At 61.7% G+C, this 18,758-nt stretch carries 16 protein-coding genes; 2 read left to right on the top strand and 14 right to left on the bottom strand.

Annotated features, from left to right (window positions below; all coding sequences use genetic code 11):
- Positions 1-9: 9 nt before the first annotated feature.
- The 3 genes from PPGU16_RS30860 to PPGU16_RS30850 all read right to left on the bottom strand — a co-directional run bounded on the left by PPGU16_RS30860 (position 10) and on the right by PPGU16_RS30850 (position 7,203).
- Positions 10-2,373 carry a PKD domain-containing protein gene (locus PPGU16_RS30860; protein ID WP_180726518.1) on the bottom strand — a complete coding sequence of 788 codons (2,364 nt, stop codon included), beginning with the start codon at positions 2,371-2,373 and terminating at the stop codon, positions 10-12.
- A 118-nt stretch (positions 2,374-2,491) separates the two neighbouring features.
- Positions 2,492-4,459: a cytochrome-c peroxidase gene (locus tag PPGU16_RS30855; RefSeq protein ID WP_180726517.1), complete on the bottom strand. Its 1,968-nt coding sequence runs from the start codon at positions 4,457-4,459 to the stop codon at positions 2,492-2,494.
- Between the two features lie 221 nt (positions 4,460-4,680).
- Complete coding sequence (locus PPGU16_RS30850; protein WP_180726516.1) at positions 4,681-7,203, bottom strand: PKD domain-containing protein; 2,523 nt, start codon at positions 7,201-7,203, stop codon at positions 4,681-4,683.
- Between the two features lie 869 nt (positions 7,204-8,072).
- Between PPGU16_RS30850 and PPGU16_RS30845 the strand changes: the two genes are divergently transcribed.
- Positions 8,073-8,705: a lytic transglycosylase domain-containing protein gene (locus PPGU16_RS30845; RefSeq protein WP_180726515.1), complete on the top strand. Its 633-nt coding sequence runs from the start codon at positions 8,073-8,075 to the stop codon at positions 8,703-8,705.
- An 8-nt stretch (positions 8,706-8,713) separates the two neighbouring features.
- Positions 8,714-9,142 (top strand): type II secretion system major pseudopilin GspG, encoded by a 429-nt coding sequence (gene gspG / locus PPGU16_RS30840; protein ID WP_180726514.1) that lies wholly within the window; start codon positions 8,714-8,716, stop codon positions 9,140-9,142.
- Positions 9,143-9,155: 13 nt separating this feature from the next.
- On the opposite strand, the gene PPGU16_RS30835 is transcribed toward gspG, so the two are convergent.
- The 11 genes from PPGU16_RS30835 to PPGU16_RS30790 all read right to left on the bottom strand — a co-directional run bounded on the left by PPGU16_RS30835 (position 9,156) and on the right by PPGU16_RS30790 (position 18,718).
- The gene (locus PPGU16_RS30835; RefSeq protein WP_180726513.1) at positions 9,156-9,701 is read right to left on the bottom strand and encodes a type II secretion system protein; all 546 of its coding nucleotides are present in this window, start codon (positions 9,699-9,701) and stop codon (positions 9,156-9,158) included.
- Positions 9,702-9,708: 7 nt separating this feature from the next.
- Positions 9,709-10,113, bottom strand: coding sequence for a type II secretion system protein (locus tag PPGU16_RS30830; protein WP_224027479.1), 405 nt, complete (start codon positions 10,111-10,113; stop codon positions 9,709-9,711).
- Positions 10,114-10,118: 5 nt separating this feature from the next.
- Positions 10,119-10,559, bottom strand: a complete 441-nt coding sequence (locus PPGU16_RS30825) for a type II secretion system protein (protein ID WP_180727119.1) — start codon at positions 10,557-10,559, stop codon at positions 10,119-10,121.
- A gap of 180 nt (positions 10,560-10,739) precedes the next feature.
- Positions 10,740-12,896: a secretin GspD/PilQ domain-containing protein gene (locus tag PPGU16_RS30820; protein ID WP_434064456.1), complete on the bottom strand. Its 2,157-nt coding sequence runs from the start codon at positions 12,894-12,896 to the stop codon at positions 10,740-10,742.
- On the bottom strand, positions 12,784-13,464 hold the full coding sequence (locus PPGU16_RS42785; protein WP_243460736.1) for a hypothetical protein: 681 nt from the start codon (positions 13,462-13,464) through the stop codon (positions 12,784-12,786). The genes PPGU16_RS30820 and PPGU16_RS42785 overlap by 113 nt, the downstream gene beginning before the upstream one ends.
- Before the next feature lie 26 nt (positions 13,465-13,490).
- Positions 13,491-14,108, bottom strand: a complete 618-nt coding sequence (locus PPGU16_RS30815; RefSeq protein WP_180726510.1) for a hypothetical protein — start codon at positions 14,106-14,108, stop codon at positions 13,491-13,493.
- Complete coding sequence (locus tag PPGU16_RS30810) at positions 14,105-14,650, bottom strand: PilN domain-containing protein (protein ID WP_180726509.1); 546 nt, start codon at positions 14,648-14,650, stop codon at positions 14,105-14,107. Before PPGU16_RS30810 ends, PPGU16_RS30815 begins: the two co-directional genes overlap by 4 nt.
- Positions 14,647-15,516: a hypothetical protein gene (locus PPGU16_RS30805; protein ID WP_180726508.1), complete on the bottom strand. Its 870-nt coding sequence runs from the start codon at positions 15,514-15,516 to the stop codon at positions 14,647-14,649. Before PPGU16_RS30805 ends, PPGU16_RS30810 begins: the two co-directional genes overlap by 4 nt.
- Complete coding sequence (locus tag PPGU16_RS30800) at positions 15,509-17,197, bottom strand: GspE/PulE family protein (RefSeq protein ID WP_180726507.1); 1,689 nt, start codon at positions 17,195-17,197, stop codon at positions 15,509-15,511. The genes PPGU16_RS30805 and PPGU16_RS30800 overlap by 8 nt, the downstream gene beginning before the upstream one ends.
- A complete protein-coding gene (locus tag PPGU16_RS30795) occupies positions 17,194-18,396 on the bottom strand; it encodes a type II secretion system F family protein (RefSeq protein ID WP_180726506.1) in 1,203 nt (400 codons plus the stop codon). The genes PPGU16_RS30800 and PPGU16_RS30795 overlap by 4 nt, the downstream gene beginning before the upstream one ends.
- A complete protein-coding gene (locus PPGU16_RS30790) occupies positions 18,386-18,718 on the bottom strand; it encodes a helix-turn-helix domain-containing protein (protein WP_238266750.1) in 333 nt (110 codons plus the stop codon). The genes PPGU16_RS30795 and PPGU16_RS30790 overlap by 11 nt, the downstream gene beginning before the upstream one ends.
- Positions 18,719-18,758 lie beyond the last annotated feature (40 nt).

The following is an 18,758-nucleotide window of genomic DNA, read 5'->3' as shown; positions in this document are numbered from 1 at the left end:
ACGTGCGTCCTAGTTGCGAATCCGTGTCAAAGGCCTGGGTGGACTGCTGCCGCCGAGATTCGACGTGACGACGAGCGGCGCATCGGGGCCGGGCTGCGGCACGCCGACCAGCGTGAGCGTGTAGTTCCCGCCGCCGTTGTTGGTGAACGTATTGCCTGTCGATGCCGGATCGAACAATGCGCCCGACGTCGTGCGGTAAGGCTGCAGGCGCAGCACGACCTTTGGACTGGTTACCGACGACGTCGCCGTGATGTCGAGACGCTGCTTTGATATGCGGTATTCGGCGACGGTGATCGCGTCGGTGTCGGGTATGGGCGTGAACGTGATCGTCGCCGTCACGGGTGCGGAGGTCGCGCGCGTGACGGTGTCGGTAGCGACCACGGTGAAACCGAGCACGTCGTTGGTGGTTTGTCCAACTGGTAACGCATGAGCGACGCTCATGGTCGCGCTGCCGTTCTGCTGCTTGAATGGCTGTGAAGGCCCGCTGCTTTGCGTCCACGTGTAGGTGAGCGCGTGCGTGCCCGAACCCTGCGCCGTAAGCGTGACGGTCGTCCCCGAAGTAACCGTGCGAGCGGCTATCGGCGTCACGACGGGTGCCGCCTGCTGGGGCGCCGCGACCGTGACCGTGACGGCCGCCGTCGATTTCTGACCGTTGCAGCCGGTCACGTTCAACGTGAACAGGAACGTATTGTTGGCGGTGACGGTTGGCGCATTGAAGGTCGGGTTGGCAACCGACGCGGATGGCGACAGCACGATGCCCTGCGGCGCAACCCACTCGTAGGTCAATTCCCCGGAGCCGCTCGCACTGCCCGTCAACGGCACGTTCTTCGCGCCCGATGCGACCGAGAAGTTCGCGCCTGCGCTCGCCACAGGCGGCGTGCACGACGCCGGCAGCTTCGATGCGGGCCAGGGTTTGAGCTGTCCCGCCACGACACCCGTCGACGAACGGTAGCCGCCCTGCGCGAGGAACGGCATCGTGCTGAAATTGATGGGCGGCGGCGGTGCACCCGGAACGTTCTCTTCGAACAGATAGCTCAGGATGGGCGCGTGATATTGCCCGGCCACGAGTCCATTCTTCTGCGGCACGGAACTGGCGGGCGTCCATGCGCCTTCGATAACCGCCCGTACTTCGCGCGTGGCAGGCAGGAACGTGCCCTCAGTCAGCGGACCGAAGCAGAACCTGAAGGTCGCCGTCACACCCGTGCAGGGCGGCGTGAATTTCCAGCGGCCCTTCACCGCACCCGTCGGCGGACCAGGATCGACGCCGACGATGCCCCAGTCGCGATCGCTCGTGGAGCCATCTGGCGCGACGTCGATTCCGTATAGATGGATATCGCGGGTGGGGTCGGTCGTCACGCCTTCGAACCGGGTCCGCACGACCGCCTCCATGCCAGCAGGCACCGTGACGCCGCCGTTCCCGAGTATCGTCACATCGACGGCGACGTAGGCAGGGTCACTGCCCGGCGCAGTGAAAATCGCAGCGTTGGAGGTCAACGTGTGCGCCGACACATAGGTCGCGCTGGTGGACGGATACGGTCCTTGCGATCCGCGCTCGGTGACGAGCGTGCCGGCGTACGTGACGTAGTCGCCCACTTCGAACGGCGCCATGATGCGCGGATCGGGCAGTTGCCCGGCAGCGAGTTCCGAAGGCGCCTGCATCGTAAAGTTGGTGACGTAGAGTCCGTTCACGTCCTTGGGACGATTGCCTTGCGGGCACGCAGCATCCTCGGTTTGCGAGCTGGGGTCGACGCGCGGCAGGCACATCGGAAAGCCTGTGGCACTGCGCACAGTCGGATTATCCGCATCGAGCGTAAAGCGCTGATCCGGCGACAGCCCGCGGCTATACCGCCCAGCCGGATCGTTGATGCGCACGCGCGTGCCCGGCTTGCTCGAATCGAGCGTGTTCTGCGGCACGCCATTGCCATCGCGCACGAGCCGCCCGCCAACCCGCAACTCGCCCGCCGCATAGTCGATGTAGTTGATATAGCCGGCGCCATTGTTGGTGTCCTGTTGTGAGATATAGACAAGCCCCGCGATGAACACGTCGTTGACCTGGTTGCCGATCACATGCGCTTCATAGGTCGTCAGCGGCGCGGGCGAGTCCGCGAGCGCCATGCCCGTCGCCATGTTGGTATAGGGCGCGGGGGCCTGCTCGAACAGTTCCTTCCATGTCAGCGCATTGGCCGGAAGGATCACGATCGTGCTGGACGGAATCACGATCGACTGGCCGTTCACGACGATTTTTCCGCCGCACAGCTCGTTGCCGCATGAATCGAGCGTGGCTTCCTGGATGAATCCGATCACGTCGAACTGCGAATCCGCGCCGACGGCCGGCACCTGGGCCAGCGCCTGCGCGGCAATGAAGGACAGCATCAGCAAAGCCAAGGCACGCGATGCACGGCTAAAGAAACAAAAGAGAAGTGACATGGCATGGATTCTTATGAAGTGAGCGGGCAAATGACGTGTCTTCATGGGTTTGTCCGTACGCGCTTCAATGCGCAAAGGGACTCAGTCCCAGAAACGTGTGCAAGCCTTCTTTTGCGCCCGCTGCACTGGTTTCCGGCAGACACTGCATCACATCGATTGCCATGCCCGTTCTGCCCTTTTGCGCCACGGCATTCGTGCCGCCAAGATGCCCGTTCGGCACGCAGAGCGACGGATGATCGAACGGCGCTTTGCTCATCCGGACCCTGTCGTCCGATAGCGACAGCAGGAATGCCACGAGGTCCTCTTTCTGTCCTTGTGTCAGCCCAATCGGCGCGACGCTGAAATCGAAGTTGTCGCGGTTCGCATTGCCGAAGTCGCTGCCGCGGTTATAGAAATCCACCACCTGCATCAGCGTCGCCTTGCCTCCGTTGTGAAAGTACGGGCCGGTAAATTCCACGTTGCGCAGGCCCGGCGTCTTGAACGCGCCATCCGCGACGATGCGCTGGCCCGCCGGGAAGTTCTGCACACTGCCCTCGCCGAAGCTGTTTCCGAGCAGCGCCGATTTGCCGAGCGCCAGCATCCTCGTCTCGGACAAGGGATTGCCGAATGCATCGGTACCGCCCAGACCCACGTCTTCCTGGGTCGGCCGCACGCCGATGTTGTAGAAGCCCGTGTCGTAGATGGCGGGCGCGCCATCGCTCATCACCATCCGCTCCACCCGCTGGTTCGACACATTGCTGAATGCGGCACCTGTCAGTTCAGGTCCGCTGTGGCAACTGATGCAGCGGCCCTGTTCCTGAAACAGCTTGAGGCCACGTATCTGCTGTGCATCGAGCGCCGTACGGTCGCCGGCCGCAAAGCGGTCGAACGGCGAATCGTCCGAGATCAGCGTGCTTTCGTACATCTGAATCGCGATGCCAAAGAACAACGCGAAGTTGGACTCCATCTGACTGGCGATGAGGTTCTCTTTCAACGGGCCGAAGTTGATGTCGTCGCCACGGCGCTGCTTCAACAGGTCCATTGGCTTGAAGTTCAGCCGGTGCCCGCCCGGGAGATTGATGATGACGGGCGACACCCAGTACTCCGGACGAAACGCTTTCATCACGAGCGAGGCGTAGGTGGGTGGACGCTGCGCGAAACTGCCGAGCACACTGTCACGCGGCGAAATGGTCTGTTCGGCCAGCACCTTCTCTTTCAACAGCTTCTGCCCGAGATGAAGGAATGCGCGTCCCTGGCAGCTCATTTCGTTGCCGCTCAAAGGCGGCCCGGATGCTTGCGACGCAAGCGACGACGAAGGCAACGCCACTGTCACGTTCCTCAGCACGCCGTTCTCGAATTTCCATACGAGCGGCTGCGAGTTGCGCAAGCCGAACGGATCGCCTCCGTTGAATACGTTGTTGCCCCGGCCGTCCCAGAAGTTGCGGAAGTTGAAGACCGCGTTGATGACGCTCGGCGTGTTGCGCGGTTCGACGCGCCGTGTGTTGACGCCGTTGATGTTGAAACCGCTGCCGCCATGCATGACGGCATCGGACAGATTGGTGCAGTCGTCTGCATTCGCATTGACTGTCACGCGATCGAACTTCGCCGTGAACACGCCTTGCGACGAAATCACATCGTTGTTGTCCGCGTAAATGGTCGTCGAGTCATCGATGTTCGAATGCTTCGTCAGCGGAAAATCGCCGGCCCGCAGCGTGTAGTTCGGACCGGCGGTCGTGCCGCCCGTCTGAAAAGCGTGATCGCCGGCAAGCAGGCCCGGGTTGATCTGATTTGTCGTGCGGTTGTCCGCGCCCGCATGAAAGTGACAGCTGGCGCACGCAGTGCGGTTGTCGCTGCCGACTCGCGTGTCCCAGAACAACGCTTTGCCGAGTTGCACAGCGGCTGATCTGTCTCGCACGAATACGGCGAGTTCCTGTTCCGACGGCCCCGGCACGGGTACGTTTTTCAGTGTGCCGAGCGGCCGCTGGACGGGTGGCGGGACCTGCGCGCCTGCCTCCGTATAGAGCGTGCCGAATATCGCCAACACAAGTGCCACGCCACCGCCTGTCAACCCGATTGCCATCCAGTTCGCAGTACGCCGGCTTGCATGGAACAATCGCCGGCTTTCTGCCTGTGCAGTCTTGTCCATTCCCCTTCCCCGTTGTTGTTTGGCCTTCAGTTATGCAATGCAGTTTCTTATGTCTCGCCTGTCTTATTGGCCTGTCTTACTGGCGAGATGCGCGGTGAACGCACCCCGCCAGTGCAGGGTTGCCTGGTTCAGTTTCTCAAGTTGGTCAATGCCGTTGCCGGGCTCGTCCCTCCGATGCTGGATTTGACGACGAGCGGCCGTGCCGGCGGTGCTGTCGGTTGCGGCGCGCCGACCAGCGTCAGCGTGTACGTACCGCCACCCGTGTTCGTCAGCGTGGCGCCGAGACTGCTCGGATCGAACGTCGTGCCCAAGGCGGTCTGATACGGCTGCAGCGTGAGCGTCAGATTCGGATTGACGATCGACGACGTGACGGTCAGATCGAGCCGTTGCTTCGACGTCCGGTACACGGCGGCCGTGATCGTGACCGTGTCGGCGACCGGCTTGACCGTGACCGTCACGCTGACGGGAGCCGACGTGGCGCCGGTGGTTGTCTTTGCCACAACCTGGAACGTCAGGACATCGTTCGTGATCTTCCCGATCGGAATGGCCCGGGTGAAACTGATCGACGCATCGCCTGCCGGTTGCTGCGTGAACGCCTGTGAAGGCCCAGCCGTTTGTGTCCACGTATAAGTGAGCGGCGCCGGTCCCGAACCCACTGCCGTGAGACGCACCGGTGTACCCGAGTTGACCGTCACGGGCGCAATCGGGCTGATGACAGGCGTCGTCTGCTGCGGAGGCAACACGGTCACCGTTACCGTCGAGGTCGCCGACTTGTTGTTGCAGCCGGTGACAGTCAGGCTGAACACCATCGTCTGAGACGCGCCTCCGGGCGCAATGGTGAGCGCGTTGAACGTAGCATTGGGCGACGTGGAATTGGTGATCACCGTGTTCGACGGCGACACGGCCGTCCATGCATACGTCAGCTGACCATTGCCCGTTGCGCTACCCGACAGCGGCACATTCGTCGCGCCGGACGCTACATTGAAGTCCGCGCCTGCGCTGGCTGTCGGTGCGACGCAAGTGCCGGGTGCTTCCCTGCCCGGCCACGGCTTGAGCTGCCCCACGAGCGTATTCGCCGACGAGACATAGCCCCCCTGAGCGAGGAACGGAATCGTCTCGAAGTTGTTCGGCGGCGGTGGCGTGCCCGGAACGTTTTCCGGGAAAATGAACTCAAGAATCGGCGCGCGGTACTGCCCGGCGATGATCCCGTTAGCGCCACCTGTCGTTGCGGGATCGGTCGTTGGGGTCCATGCGCCCTCGATCACCGCGCGCACTTCACGCGCCGGCGGCAGGAACGATCCGCCCGATGGCCCCTTGCAATCCTTGATGGTGGGAACCGCGACCGTGCACGGCGGGCGGAAGCGCCAACGTCCCTTGACCGCACCGTTCGGTGCGCCGGGATCGACTCCCACCACGCCCCAATCGCGATCGCTGATCTTGCCGTCCGACGGATTGAAATCGAGACCGTACAGATGCACGTTACGGCTCGGGTCCGTCGTCATGCCTTCGAAGCGGGTGCGCACGACCGCTTCTCCCGCGCCGAGCACAGTCAGGCCGCCCGTGCCAATGATCGTCACTTCGACGGCCACATAGGCCGGGTCCGTGCCAGGCGCGGTATAGATCGCTACGTTATCGGTGATCGTGTGCGCGGAAATGTAAGTACCCGAGCTACCGGACGGATAAGGACCGCTCGTGCCGCTGTCCCTGACGAGCGTGCCTGCATAGTCGACAAAATCGCCCACCTCGAACGGCGCCATGATGCGCGGATCGGGGAGCTGCCCTGCGGCGATCGTCTTGGGATCAGGCATCGAGACCGTGGCAACGAAGTTCCCCGTGACATCCTTCGGGCGGTTTCCTTCCGGACACAGCGCATCGGGAACGGCACTGGGATCGTTCGGGTCAGTGCGCGGCAGACACATCGGGAAACCGGTGGTGCTGCGCACGGTCGGGTTGTCCGGGTCCAGTGTGAAGCGCTGATCCGGCGAACCCGTGCGCCCATACCTTCCGGCCGGGTCGTTGATGGAGATACGCGTTCCGGGGTTGTTCGGGTCCAGCACGTTACGCGGCACGCCTGCGCCGTCGACGTTGAGCGTGCCGCCCACGTACATTTCGCCCCGACCATAGTCGATGTAGTTGATATAGCCCGCACCCGCGTTCAGATCCTGTTGGGACAGAAAGATCAGCCCGGCGATATACGTGTCGCCAACGCGATTACCGATCACGTGCACTTCATACGTCGTGAGCGGCGCGGGCGAGTCCGCGAGTGCCATGCCCGTCGCGATGTTCGTATAAGGCGCCGGGGCCTGCGCGAACAGTTCCTGCCACGTCAATGCGTTCGCCGGCAGCATCACGATCGTGTTGTCCGGGACGACCACGACATGGCCATTGACCTTCAGCTTGCCGCCCGTTGTGGCAGTCGGATTGGGGCCGTTCAACGTCGCTTCCTGCAAGAACCCGACGATATCGAATTGCGATGGCGTGCCGGGTGGCGGAAGCTGGGCCATGGCCTGACTGATCCAGCACAGCTGCGCAACGATCATCAGAAGCGCGGCGAACCGGTGCAGGAAAAAGACGTGGCCCCTTCGTGGCATATCCCAACGCGGATCGCCACAGGCGTCGCGTCTGGTGTTGATCGGAATTGAGTTCGACATGACACGTTTCTCCCTTCATCGTGATCCGGTTAACGCGGTAATACGCCGAGAGCAAGTGCCCTGACTTCTTCCTCACCCGATGTTTCCGGGTGCAGTCGGGGTTAGTTGAGAACTTCGGTTTGCACGTTCATCCAGTTGAGTCCGCTTCGTTATCTCGATCTCCTTGAGAGCTCCATCAATCCGGAGAAGCGATTTGCCGGTAAACCTGTCATGCCATTGAGTAAATCGATAACCTGAACGCGAAGCCGATCTGCTCAGGGAACAGGGTTTCGCACGGGTAGAGCAAGGTACGCGCCATTCGTGCCGAGCAGCGCTTCAAGCGGCAAACACATCGTTATGTGCGGACGCGCACCGGATTCGATATGGAAAAGAGTTTCGTCGCTGCACGTGCAGACGAAGGCGATTTAAATATGCGATTGACAACTCAATTTCTGAATCACTAGTGCCATCGGGCAGTCGCGAATCAGGATGCCTTGATCATGCGATTTTTGGTTTTGATTCAGAATTGGAACAAGGCAAATAGTGATTTGCAAATGAACATGACAGGAAGTCGGGCCGCCCTGTCTGCAAGGCCGCGCACCATCTCGCTCAGCTAATTCAGGCACCCGTATCTTGCAAGAAAAACAAGTGCTTCACAGTTGCAACAGCTACCCGATCGAGGTTGAACGTCGATCTCCCGAACGCTCTCTCATCCGGCTTTTCAACGTACCCATCCTCTTTCTATTTTTAAGGCGTACCGCTTATCTTTCGGCCAGGCGCTTAAACGATAGTTGTGTGCGCGAGCGCACGCGACCACAATGCATCAATGTTCTCTTGCTAAACACCGCGTGCTAATTTCCTTGAAAGTACTCAAAGACAGGCGGAGCGTCATGAAAACGCAGACGACACTGATGCGATTTCTTCTTTGCACGGCGGCGGCCACGCTTTGCGGTGAGGCGACGAGTGCGGATATCTATAGGTCTGAAGGACAGGACGGAACCGTGCGCTTCGCTAGCGAAAAGCTGGACGCAAGCTATCGGCTTTATTTGCGTGACGATTCGCCATCCGGTTCATCCGCGTCATCGAAACGGAATGTTTCGGCGCTTTCCAGCAGTCTGGGCAAAGAATCGCGCACAGCGTTTATCGAAAAACTGTCGAGCAAGTACGGCGTCGATCCTGTGCTCGTCCAGGCGATCATCGACGTCGAGTCGAAGGGAAGTTCGACGGCAGTCTCGACTAAAGGCGCCAGTGGCGCGATGCAGCTGATGCCGGCGACAGCCGCGATGTACGGTGTGACCAACCCCGCTGATCCCGCACAAAACATCGATGCGGGCATCCGCCATCTGAAGCGTCTGCTCGCACTCTACGACGGAAACGTTGCGCTCAGCCTTGCGGCCTACAACGCGGGGGAAGGCGCCGTCGCCAAACATGCCGCGCGCATTCCACCTTATCGGGAAACCATGCTTTACGTGCCAGCGGTGCTCGCGCGTATGCAGGCCGCCCGCAACCAGTCGACGCGTTGAGCCATCCCATGCCTACTTCACACACACAACTCAAACACCCCGCCAGGGGATTCACGCTGCTTGAATTGCTGATCGTCATTGTGATCATTGGCATGCTTGCCGCCTATGTCGGTCCAAAGTACTTTACGCAGCTCGGTAAATCCGAACGCACGATGGCAAAAGCTCAAATCTCCGGGCTCGAGAAGGCGCTCGATACATTCCGGCTCGACGTAGGTCGCTATCCGACGACTGAAGAAGGTCTGACGGCGCTCGTCACCAAACCGGCCACGGTGACGCAATGGAATGGCCCCTACCTAAAAAAGGAAGTGCCGCTCGACCCTTGGGGACATCCGTATCAATACCAGTCGCCGGGTGCGAATAGCGAAATCGACCTGCGCTCCTATGGCAAGGACGGACAGCCCGGAGGAACGGGCGACAACGCCGACATCAGCAGCTAACGGCGAATGCAACTCAATTCGTCAAGCCAATGGCCGGGCCGGTACCATTCACCGCGCCCGCCGCTTTTCCCGCCGGCATTGGAACAATCGTCTCAGGCGGCGGCATGAAGACCCAGTCCTGATACGAAGTCTTGCCTTCGAACTCCTGGAAGCGCATCTCGAACTGACCCACCTTGATGGGCGTTCCGTCGGCCAGGCTGTACACACCCATGATGCCTGGCCCCGGTTGCGCCGGAATCGTGCCCCACTCCGGCTTGCCGCTGATCGGATCGACGTAGACCCGGCGCAGATGACGCCGCACAACAGGAAAGCGCGGGTCCTTCAGCAAATCTTCCAGGCTCTGCGGCGTGCGCGGTTGTCCTGGCGGCGTCGCGTTCGCATAGCTCACGAATGCGTCGCGAAACTCGCCGCCAATCGCGAGCAGTTGTTCTTCAGCCGCGCGGCGCTGCATGGCGGCACCGAGCTTCAGTGTCGCCGTCGCAGTCACGCTGATGATCGCGACGAGAATCAGCGCGCCCAGATACGTAAAGCCGTCCTCGCGTGAGTGTGGATGACGCATGACGATCCTATCGCGCAGAATAGGGAACATTCGTTCTGCCCGTGCCTTGCGCTGCGCTATGCAGGTCGTACACCCGGCCCTTGCTCGTGTCGTCGGGGGGAACGATGGTCCAGCCTGTCGAACTGTTGACGATCGGGTCGAACGGCAGCGCCCGCAAATACTTTTTCTCCACCAGTTCTTCAAGCGAGTCCGGATAGCGTCCGGTGTCTTCGAAGAACTTGTCAATCGTTTCGCGTGCGATAGACAGGTTCTCGATCAAAACAGTCTCGCGCGCCGTGTCGACGCTATGGAAATACCTGGGCACGGCCAGCGTCAAAAGCAGAGAAACGATCGCCAGAACGACAAGTAGTTCGATGAGCGTGAAACCCCGTGCTGTTTTTCGCCTTGCGGAGTGGGCGCGTAGCCTGTTCATCGCGTTCACCATTGCCTGTATGGAACACCGTTGAGGCCGGCCTGATCCGATTTTGAGTAGACGTCGAAAACATCGTCGCCTTCGCGCGGATCGTCGGCCTCGCTCTCGTAACTGCGCTTGCCCCAGGAATCCGAATCGCGCCCGCTCACTTCGTTTGCGAACGGATCGCGCGGCACCCGGCGCAAAAAGAACATCTTCGCGCGCGTAGGACTTCGCTGGTCGACCACACCTTCGACCAATACATCGAGATCTTTCGGATAGCCCGACGCGCCAGGCGGCTTCGAAATGCGTCCTTCGTCGCTAGCGCGTTTGTATGAATCGATCGCGTGTCGAACTTCAAGCAGCGATTGCCGCAATGCATGCTCACGATTGCGCTGCATTTGTACTTGCGCGAGCGGCAGCACGACGGACGCCAGCGCACCGAGTATCGCGAGCGTGACCAGCATCTCGATCAACGTGAAGCCCGTGCGAGCGCGGTGAGTACCTGCTCGAGCCCTGCGCCGGATGAACGCCGCCGTCGTGTTCACGTTATCTCCTCACCACGCGTTACGGATCGATCTGCACCATATGCGGTGCCGGCGCCTGTGCCGGGATCACGCTTCCTCCGACCCCGACGGGCGCAACCGTCAGCAACTGGATCGCGGACGAATTCGCCGGCGCAATGGAGCGGAAATTGATGCTCGCGAAATTCGCGCTGCCAGTGGCGCCGCCCTTGTCGTTGCGCGTACCTGTAATGAGTATCTGCCCCCCGTATCGATCTTGCTGGTGAAACTGGTCTGCGCGCCGCCCTGCTTCAGGAAGCTGCCTTCCGTTACGCCGCTGGGTTGAAGGATCGTGTCGTCATACGTGATGGCGAGCGGCAGGCTCGTCACGGGCTGTCCCGATTGCATCTCAAGTTGCAGCGTGAACGTGTCGCCTACTTTCAGCTGTTGAGCCCCTTCCCATTTCAACTGCGCACCGCCTTGTGCGCCCGCGCCAGGCGATGCCGCAGGGGCAGCAGCGGCAGCAGGAGCAGGAGCAGCAGCAGCGGCAGGTGTGCCAGTCGTCATGGCGGGAGCGTCAGCCGCTACCGGCACTGCAGGCGACGACGACGTGCCCTTCAACGCGATCAATGGCGAAGGCGCGGCGGGCACGTTCAGCCCTTCGGGACGAATGCGCGGGCTGTCTTCCGTTCCCGACGAGAACTCCGAATACCGCATCTCCGCGCGCTCGATATTGCGAATCAGGTGCGGTGTAATCGACAGCACGATTTCGGTTTTCTGATTGTCGTCAGCGGTGCTGCCGAACAGGCGCCCCAGCACGGGCAGATTGCCCAGACCCGGTATCTTGCGCGAATCGCGCCGGTCCTGATCGTTGATCAGGCCCGCCAATACCTGGGTCTCGCCATCCTTCAGCCGCAAGACCGTGCTCGCGTTGCGGGTGCCGATCTGATACGCAACCGAACCGGACTTGGTCGTAAACTGGCTGACGATATTGCTCACTTCCAATGCGACCTTGATCGCAACATCGTTGTCCAGGTGCACCGACGACTCGACGTCGAGCTTCAGGCCCACGTCGATATAGTTGATCGATTCAGATGCAAATCCCGTTGCGGTCGACGTCGTCGTAATCAGCGGCACCCGGTCGCCGATCAGGATCTTCGCTTTCTCGTGATTGCGCGCCCTGATGCGTGGATTCGCCAGAATCTTTGCGTCGCCTTCGGTATTCTTCGCATTGATCGTGACGGGCCCGATTCCCGCGCCGAGTGTGGAAGCGGTCGTATGCACGAGGTCGTGCAACGTGAGCACACCGAGTGCGGTAGGAGGCAGCGGCGTCAAGGTCAGGCTGTCCGGCCAGGCGATGCCAAGCTCCAGCAGCTTGTTGCGCTTCACTTCCAGAATTTCGACTTCGAGCATGACTTCCGGCTCCGGCACATCCTGCAGGCCGATCAGCCTGGCGGCCAGTGCGATTGCATCAGGGGTATCGCGGACGATCAGCATGTTGAGCTTTTCGTCGACCACCACGTCACGCGCCTTGAGTATCGTCTTTAGCGTGTTGGCGACGATCTTCGCATCGGCGTTGGTCAGGTAGAACACGCGCACCATCATTTCCTGATAGTCCTTCAGCTTGCTGGGCGTGTTGGGATAGATCAAGACCGTGTTTTCATTCAGGACGCGCTGTTCGAGCTGATTAGTCAGTAGCGTGTGATACACCGCCGATTCGATCGTGCTGTTTTTCAGGTAGACCGTCACCTTCTGATCGGTGCGCACATCTTTATCGAACAGGAAGTTGAGGTTAGCCGAACGCGAGATGACCTCGAACACCTGCCTCAACGTCACGTCCTTGAACTCGATTGAAATGGGCTGCCTGTATGCGGCCGATAGCATGTTGGCAGGCTGGGCCCCGCTATTGCGGGCATCGTTGTCGCGGCGTGTCGTGAGCGCGACTTCTTTTTCGAGCGCCGCGCTAGACGAACCGTTCGTGCGGGCATCGCGCTGGGCCACCTCGATCGCGCGCAAGCCGGCGCGCGCGCGTTCATTGGTTGGATCGATCGCCACTGCACGCTTGTAAAGCGCTTCCGCGGTGTCGCGCTTGCCATCGCGAGCCGCGCTGTCGCCCTGTTCGATATAGCTGGTAACGGCGTGTTCGCGAGTCTGCAAGTAGGCCATCTTGTATTCGACCGCGCGCGGGTTATAAGACAAGGCTTCCTGAAACTTGGCCATGCCTTCTTCGACCTTGCCCTGCGCCACCAGCGCGTTGCCTTCGCGGAAAGCGGTATCGGCCGCGCAGCCGGCCAGAAACAACCCGGAAGCGGCAACGATGCAAACCATGCGGGCTCGCAGCACGAATCGCTGCCATGACGGCCCGACAATTTTTCGTGCAAACATCATTCGCCCCCCCGATCGTCATGGTCTGGATCTGCTTGAGTGGCAGATACGTTATGGTCAATGTTGTCGGCGTAATCGATTCAGCACGGTAAGTACCGTCGATCACGCTCTTCTCGCGCACGACGTACGTGTCGCCGCCGCGTGCGAGGAAAGCTTCCCATTTGCCGTTTTCGAGCTTCCTGCCGAGATAGATGAACGGCAGCGGTGGCGCAACCGGCTTTGGCGGCGGCTCAACCTTCGCTTCGACGGGTGGAGGCGGCGGCGGCGTCCAGCTATGGCTGCCGAACAGGACCTGCTCCGTCTCGTCCACGCCACCCATCAGTTCGCTGCGGGCGCGCAGCGGCAAAATCGCGGGTGGAGATGCTGGCGCGGCGACCGTCCTCGCAGGCACGCCCGGCCTGTCGCTGCGCTCTGTCGGTGCAACGAACGTCACACCGGACGGATCGTTGCCGAACCAGTTCAGCCATACCGCGGCGAGGAACATGACGCCTAATGTCGCGTGTCGCGCTTTCATGGAGACTTGACCTCCATCGCGAGTGTTTCCGGCGCGACATGGACGGTCGGAGCGTCCGTGAGATAAAGCGTGAAGCGCAGGCGCGCATCCAGTGAGCCGTTGCCGATGGCTTCGCGCTTGAACGCGATTTCGTCGAGCGATGCAAACGGGATCGTCAACAGCACTCGCTCGCAGAAGCGGCGCACGGCACTGTAGGGGCCTGCAACGGGCAACAGCACCTGGTAGGCATAGACCTGGCTGTTGCGGTCATAGGCCCAGGTGTAATCACCCTTGGACAGCACAAGGCCCGATTTGCGCGCGAGCTCGAACAAGGTGCCGATCTGCCGTTCCGCGTGCTGACGGTTTCCAAGCGTGCCATAGAACGCCATCAGGTTCGCCTGGGCCGGTGAGGCCGGGGTCTCGCGTCGTGCGGCGCGCGGCGCTCGCAACGCCATGCGCTGACGTTCGATCGCCTTCGCCTGCGCATTCGCATCGGCATGCTGCGCAGGAATCCACGCGAGCCAGCACGCCGCGCCCGCCACGCATAGCAACACGACAACGAAACGGCTCCAGCCCAAACGCGATAGCGCCAGACGCGTCTGCAATGCCAGTGTTCCGACGCGCGCCGTATTCATTTTGTGTCCCTCTCCCATTCGGCGACAAACTGAAACCGCAGCGGCTTGTTCGGGTCTTTGTCGTTGACTTCGTGCCGCGTCAGTACGACAGATCTGAAGAACGCCTGGCCGCCGAGCCGGGCGATGTAATCGAGCATCTCGTCGCTGCTCTTCGCTTCGGCTACGCCTTTGATCGCATGCTGCTTCGCATCGGGCGTCAGTTCGAGCAGCGCAATGCTGGCAGGCGTCGCCGATTCGACCGCGTGAAACACCTGGTGCCACGGCAGATTGAGTCGCCCGACCACCGCGTTGACGGCATTGGCCTGCACGTCCGATATCGTGATGGCGCGTGTCACCGGTTGCGTGCGCGCCGCGATCCGCGTGCGCAGGCTCTGCAGTTCGACGTCCCGTGCCTCGCTTTTCACCAGCAGGCCATAGCCGATGACGGCGGCGCTCACACACAGCATCATTCCCGTCACGCCGATCAGCAGCGTCAGTGGCCCGGTGCGCGCGATCACGCGGCGAAGCGAGCGCGGCGCGAAGTCGATATGGCTGGTGCTCATCGGCGCACTCCCGTGCAGGCCAGTGCAACGCCGGCCGATTCGCCTGCGAAGGCCAGCACATCCAGGTTCGCTTCGAGCCGCGAACAAACCGGCGTGCGAACGCTGTCGGCGAACCACCTGTCGGGCGCGCTGCCGGCCAGATGAATACGCGAGGGCAGAGGCAATGCAAGCCGCAGCGCCTCGCGTGTCACCTGATCCGATAACCAGCCTTCGTCGTAGTGAGCATCGGCCGGTACCGTCATGCGCCGAATACCGGTCAGGCGATGCCCGCCGATCACGCCCAGCGTCACCGTGTCGCCATGCATCGTGCCGTACCACGCGCCGTCTGCAATCCTGCGCTGCCAGCGGTTCCACGCAGCAATGAACTGCGGCACGATGCCGGTCAATGTCAGGCGACTATCGGCGCTTATCTGCTGCAACGCCGCCAGCAACGGGCGCGACACCGCGCAGGCCAGAAACGGACGCCTCGCGTCCCAGTCGGCATCGATCTTCCAGTCGTGAGGTGGTTCGCCATACAGCGACTGGAATCGCATGGCGGCCGCTGCGTGGCAGTCGCGCAGCCGCTCCGCGTTGTTCGGCGGCGTGACCATGAAGAGGCGTGTCAGGTCGTCGGCGAGCACGACGGTCGCGATCATGCGCGAGCAACCCGCGTCGGCGAGCGCGGCGCGCAGGCCGTTCGCGATCGCTTGCTGCGAACTCGCGTCGAGCGTGCGCTCGATCAGCAGTTCGCTACGACCGCGCGGCCAGTTCCGCGTGCGCAGCAGCCCGAGCGCGTTCTTCGACAGCCCGATGTGCAAGGACGTGCCGTGCAACGCCTGGGTACCGCGTGCGAGCGCCGCGCCTAGCATTGGGGAGAGCTTATTCATGCAGGGTCACCCGCTTGATTTCCGCGAGCGTGGTCTCGCCCGACCTGACCAGGTCGAGCGCGACTTCACGCAGGCTGCGACTGCCGTTACGCCGCGCTGCTTCCTTGATGTGGCGGATCGGCCGCTTTTCGATGATGAGTTCGCGCACCTCGTCGTTCAGGATCAATATCTCGGCAATTGCGCGGCGTTTGCTGAAGCCCGTGCCGCGACAGTCCCCGCAGCCCTTGCCGTGCAAGAAGCGATAGTCGGCTACGTCGGCGTACGTGAGGCCCACGCGCGAGAGGTCGGCTTCGTCCGGTTGATACGGCGTCGAGCAGCGAGCGCACGTCAGGCGCACCAGCCGCTGTGCCCAGATTCCGTTCAGCGCGGACACGAACGCATACGGGTCGATGCCCATGTGACTGAAGCGGCCAAACACATCGAACACGTTGTTCGCGTGCACCGTGGTCAGCACGAGATGGCCCGTCAACGCGGATTGCACTGCAATCTCTGCCGTTTCGCGATCGCGGATTTCGCCGACCATGATCTTGTCGGGGTCGTGACGCAGAATCGAACGCAGACCGCGTGCGAAATTCAAACCCTTCTTCTCGTTGACGGGAATCTGCAGAATGCCGGGCAACTGATACTCGACCGGATCCTCGATCGTGATGATCTTGTCGCGGCCGTTGTGTATTTCCGTCAGCGCGCCGTACAACGTCGTGGTCTTGCCGGACCCTGTCGGGCCCGTCACGAGCAACATGCCGTACGGCTCTTCGGCCAGCATGCGCAGCGATCTGAGCGACGGCGCATCGAAACCGAGCGCTTCCAGCGTCAGCGATCCATATGCCTCGATCATTGCGCGCTTGTCGAGAATCCGGATCACGGCATCTTCGCCATGAATGCTCGGCATGATCGAAAGACGCAAATCGATTTCGCGTCCGCCTGATTCGACGCGAAAGCTGCCGTCTTGCGGCACGCGGCGCTCGGCGATGTCGAGTTCGGCCAGCACTTTCAGGCGCGAGATCACCTGTTGCGCGACTTCGATGCCCGTCGCAGATGTCGCATGATCGAGCACGCCGTCGATGCGGTATTTGACGGCCAGCCCCTGCGCCGTGCTCTCGAGATGGATGTCCGAAGCGCCTGCCTTGAGCGCGTCGTAGAGCGTCGAGTTCACCAGCTTGACAGCCGGGCTGCCTGCCTCCGACAGCGACGCAAACGACAGCACCGCGACGGTCCGCGCACCGTGCGTGTCGTCGGTTGTGTTGCTGACCAGCGTATCGACCGCGCGTACCGACTCTTCCTGCTTCGACAGATAGGCCTGAATATCCGCCTGTAACGCAAGGCAGTAGCACACGGGCGCTGACGCGTGCGTCTCGAGCCACGTTTGCAGGTCGGTGTCGAACGGGTCGGCAATGACGCCGATCAATTCTGCAGTGGCCGTGCGCAGCAGCACGCAATGCCGCTGCATCGCTTTGGACAGCGGCACGAGATCGAAGGCCGGCGCAAGCGCGAGCATCTGCGCCGTTTCGAGCACCTTCAGGCCGAACGGCTCGGCAATCGCGGGCACCAGGTCGCGGGCATCGGCGCCCGTGAGTGCCTGAAGTTCAGCCAGCACCGAACGTTGCGATTGCCCCGCCTGCGCGCGGGCGCGCTGCAACAGGGTGGCGTCGAAGGGAGGCTGCGCGCGTTCCGGTGCGTTCATGTCAACCCTCCTGCCAGATCGAAAATCGGCATGTAGAGCAGCACGACAATCGCCCCGACGATCAACCCGATCGCCGCCATCAGCAGCGGTTCGAACATCCGCATGAAGCGGTCGATCCAGCGGCCGATCTCTCCGTCATAGAAAGCGGCTGATTGCGTCAGCATCTGCCCAAGTTCGCCGCTGCGTTCGCCGACTCGCAGCATGCGCAAAGAAATCGGCGTGCTCAGTCCATGCGCATCGAAGGCCGTGGACAACGCAAGACCTGACTGGACTTTTTGCCGCGCAGCCATCAGATTCGCCCGCACGTCTGCCGTCACCATGCCTTGCACGGTGTCCATCGCAGCCACGATGCTGATGCCGCCTTCGAGCAGCATGCCCAACGTGAGATAGAGCCGCGAGAGTTCGACGATGCGCACACGCTCGCCGATGCCCGGCACGCGTGTGAGCAGATAGGCGATACCGCCGCGCGCAAGCAGCCGCCTCGCACCGGCAAACAGCAGGACAGCGGCGATGAGCGCAATGGGAAGCAGCGCCTTGCCGTGATTCGCGACGAACTGCCCCCAACCGAGGAGCACCTGTGACAACCATGGCAGGCTTCGTCCCGCGCCTTGATAGACTTCGGCAAAACGCGGGACCACATAGCCGATCAGAAACGCGCTCACCACGCCGCCGACGACGAGCAGGATCAGCGGATAGATCGAAGCGCTGACGAGCTTGCCGCGCACGCTGTCGATGCGCTGTTGATAGGCGATGTAGCGCGACAGCGCTTGCGGCAGATCGCTTGTATCCTCGGCCGCTCTGACGATGCTGATGTAAAGCGGGGGAAACAGTTCATCCTGCTCTGCGAGCGCGCCCGAAAAGCGCTTGCCGTCACGCAGCGCGTCGAGCATGCGAGAAAGCATCTGACTGGAGGCTGCGTTGCCTTCTTTTTCGAGCAGCGCCTCCAGACATTCGACAATACTCAAGCCCGCGTTCAACAACGCAAGCAACTCCTGCGTGAAGAGCGTCAGCGACAGACGTGTTCGCCGCGCGCTGCGCACGCGCAGGCCTTTCGCGAGACCGCTTCGTGCCGGTGCAATATCGGCGGCATACAGGCCGCGCAGCTCCATCTGGCGCCGGACTTCCGATTCGTCGCAGGCATCCACCGTAAGTTGCACGATCGAATGCTCCGAGGTGAGCGCGCGGACGTCATACTGCATTTCGGAAACCCATTTTTTGCAGGATGCGCCACACGTTGACCGCGCTGTACGACAGCCCATACTCGCGCTCGATGATTTGCGCGACGCGCACCAACGTCCACTCGTCATTCGGAAAGCCGTTTACGAGGGCGCCCGCCATCAACATCCGGCTGAGCTTTTTCTTTTGAGCGTCGGTGAGGCGGCTGCGGCGTCCCAACGGCCGGCGACGCCAGGCGCGTGGACCCTCGACGAGCTTTCTCGCCCAGTTCGATGCCGTCTGGCGGCTGACATTGAGCTCTCGCGCCACATCGGCCTGGTTCATCCCGCGCGCGAGCATTTGCATGCCTTTGCGCCGGCGACGTTCCATTTCCCCTGGATCCCTC

Origin of the sequence: Paraburkholderia largidicola, assembly GCF_013426895.1 — a bacterium.
Taxonomy (GTDB): domain Bacteria; phylum Pseudomonadota; class Gammaproteobacteria; order Burkholderiales; family Burkholderiaceae; genus Paraburkholderia; species Paraburkholderia largidicola.
This window is presented reverse-complemented; position numbering and strand designations above follow the sequence as displayed.

Coding starts and splice junctions, on each gene's coding strand:
- PPGU16_RS30860 (WP_180726518.1), bottom strand. CDS start 2,373: ATGCTGTCCTTCATTGCCGCGCAGGCGCTGGCCCAGGTGCCGGCCGTC.
- PPGU16_RS30850 (WP_180726516.1), bottom strand. CDS start 7,203: ATGTCGAACTCAATTCCGATCAACACCAGACGCGACGCCTGTGGCGAT.
- PPGU16_RS30845 (WP_180726515.1), top strand. CDS start 8,073: ATGAAAACGCAGACGACACTGATGCGATTTCTTCTTTGCACGGCGGCG.
- gspG (WP_180726514.1), top strand. CDS start 8,714: ATGCCTACTTCACACACACAACTCAAACACCCCGCCAGGGGATTCACG.
- PPGU16_RS30835 (WP_180726513.1), bottom strand. CDS start 9,701: ATGCGTCATCCACACTCACGCGAGGACGGCTTTACGTATCTGGGCGCG.
- PPGU16_RS30830 (WP_224027479.1), bottom strand. CDS start 10,113: ATGAACAGGCTACGCGCCCACTCCGCAAGGCGAAAAACAGCACGGGGT.
- PPGU16_RS30825 (WP_180727119.1), bottom strand. CDS start 10,559: ATGCTGGTCACGCTCGCGATACTCGGTGCGCTGGCGTCCGTCGTGCTG.
- PPGU16_RS42785 (WP_243460736.1), bottom strand. CDS start 13,464: ATGTTCCTCGCCGCGGTATGGCTGAACTGGTTCGGCAACGATCCGTCC.
- PPGU16_RS30815 (WP_180726510.1), bottom strand. CDS start 14,108: ATGAATACGGCGCGCGTCGGAACACTGGCATTGCAGACGCGTCTGGCG.
- PPGU16_RS30810 (WP_180726509.1), bottom strand. CDS start 14,650: ATGAGCACCAGCCATATCGACTTCGCGCCGCGCTCGCTTCGCCGCGTG.
- PPGU16_RS30805 (WP_180726508.1), bottom strand. CDS start 15,516: ATGAATAAGCTCTCCCCAATGCTAGGCGCGGCGCTCGCACGCGGTACC.
- PPGU16_RS30800 (WP_180726507.1), bottom strand. CDS start 17,197: ATGAACGCACCGGAACGCGCGCAGCCTCCCTTCGACGCCACCCTGTTG.
- PPGU16_RS30795 (WP_180726506.1), bottom strand. CDS start 18,396: ATGCAGTATGACGTCCGCGCGCTCACCTCGGAGCATTCGATCGTGCAA.
- PPGU16_RS30790 (WP_238266750.1), bottom strand. CDS start 18,718: ATGCAAATGCTCGCGCGCGGGATGAACCAGGCCGATGTGGCGCGAGAG.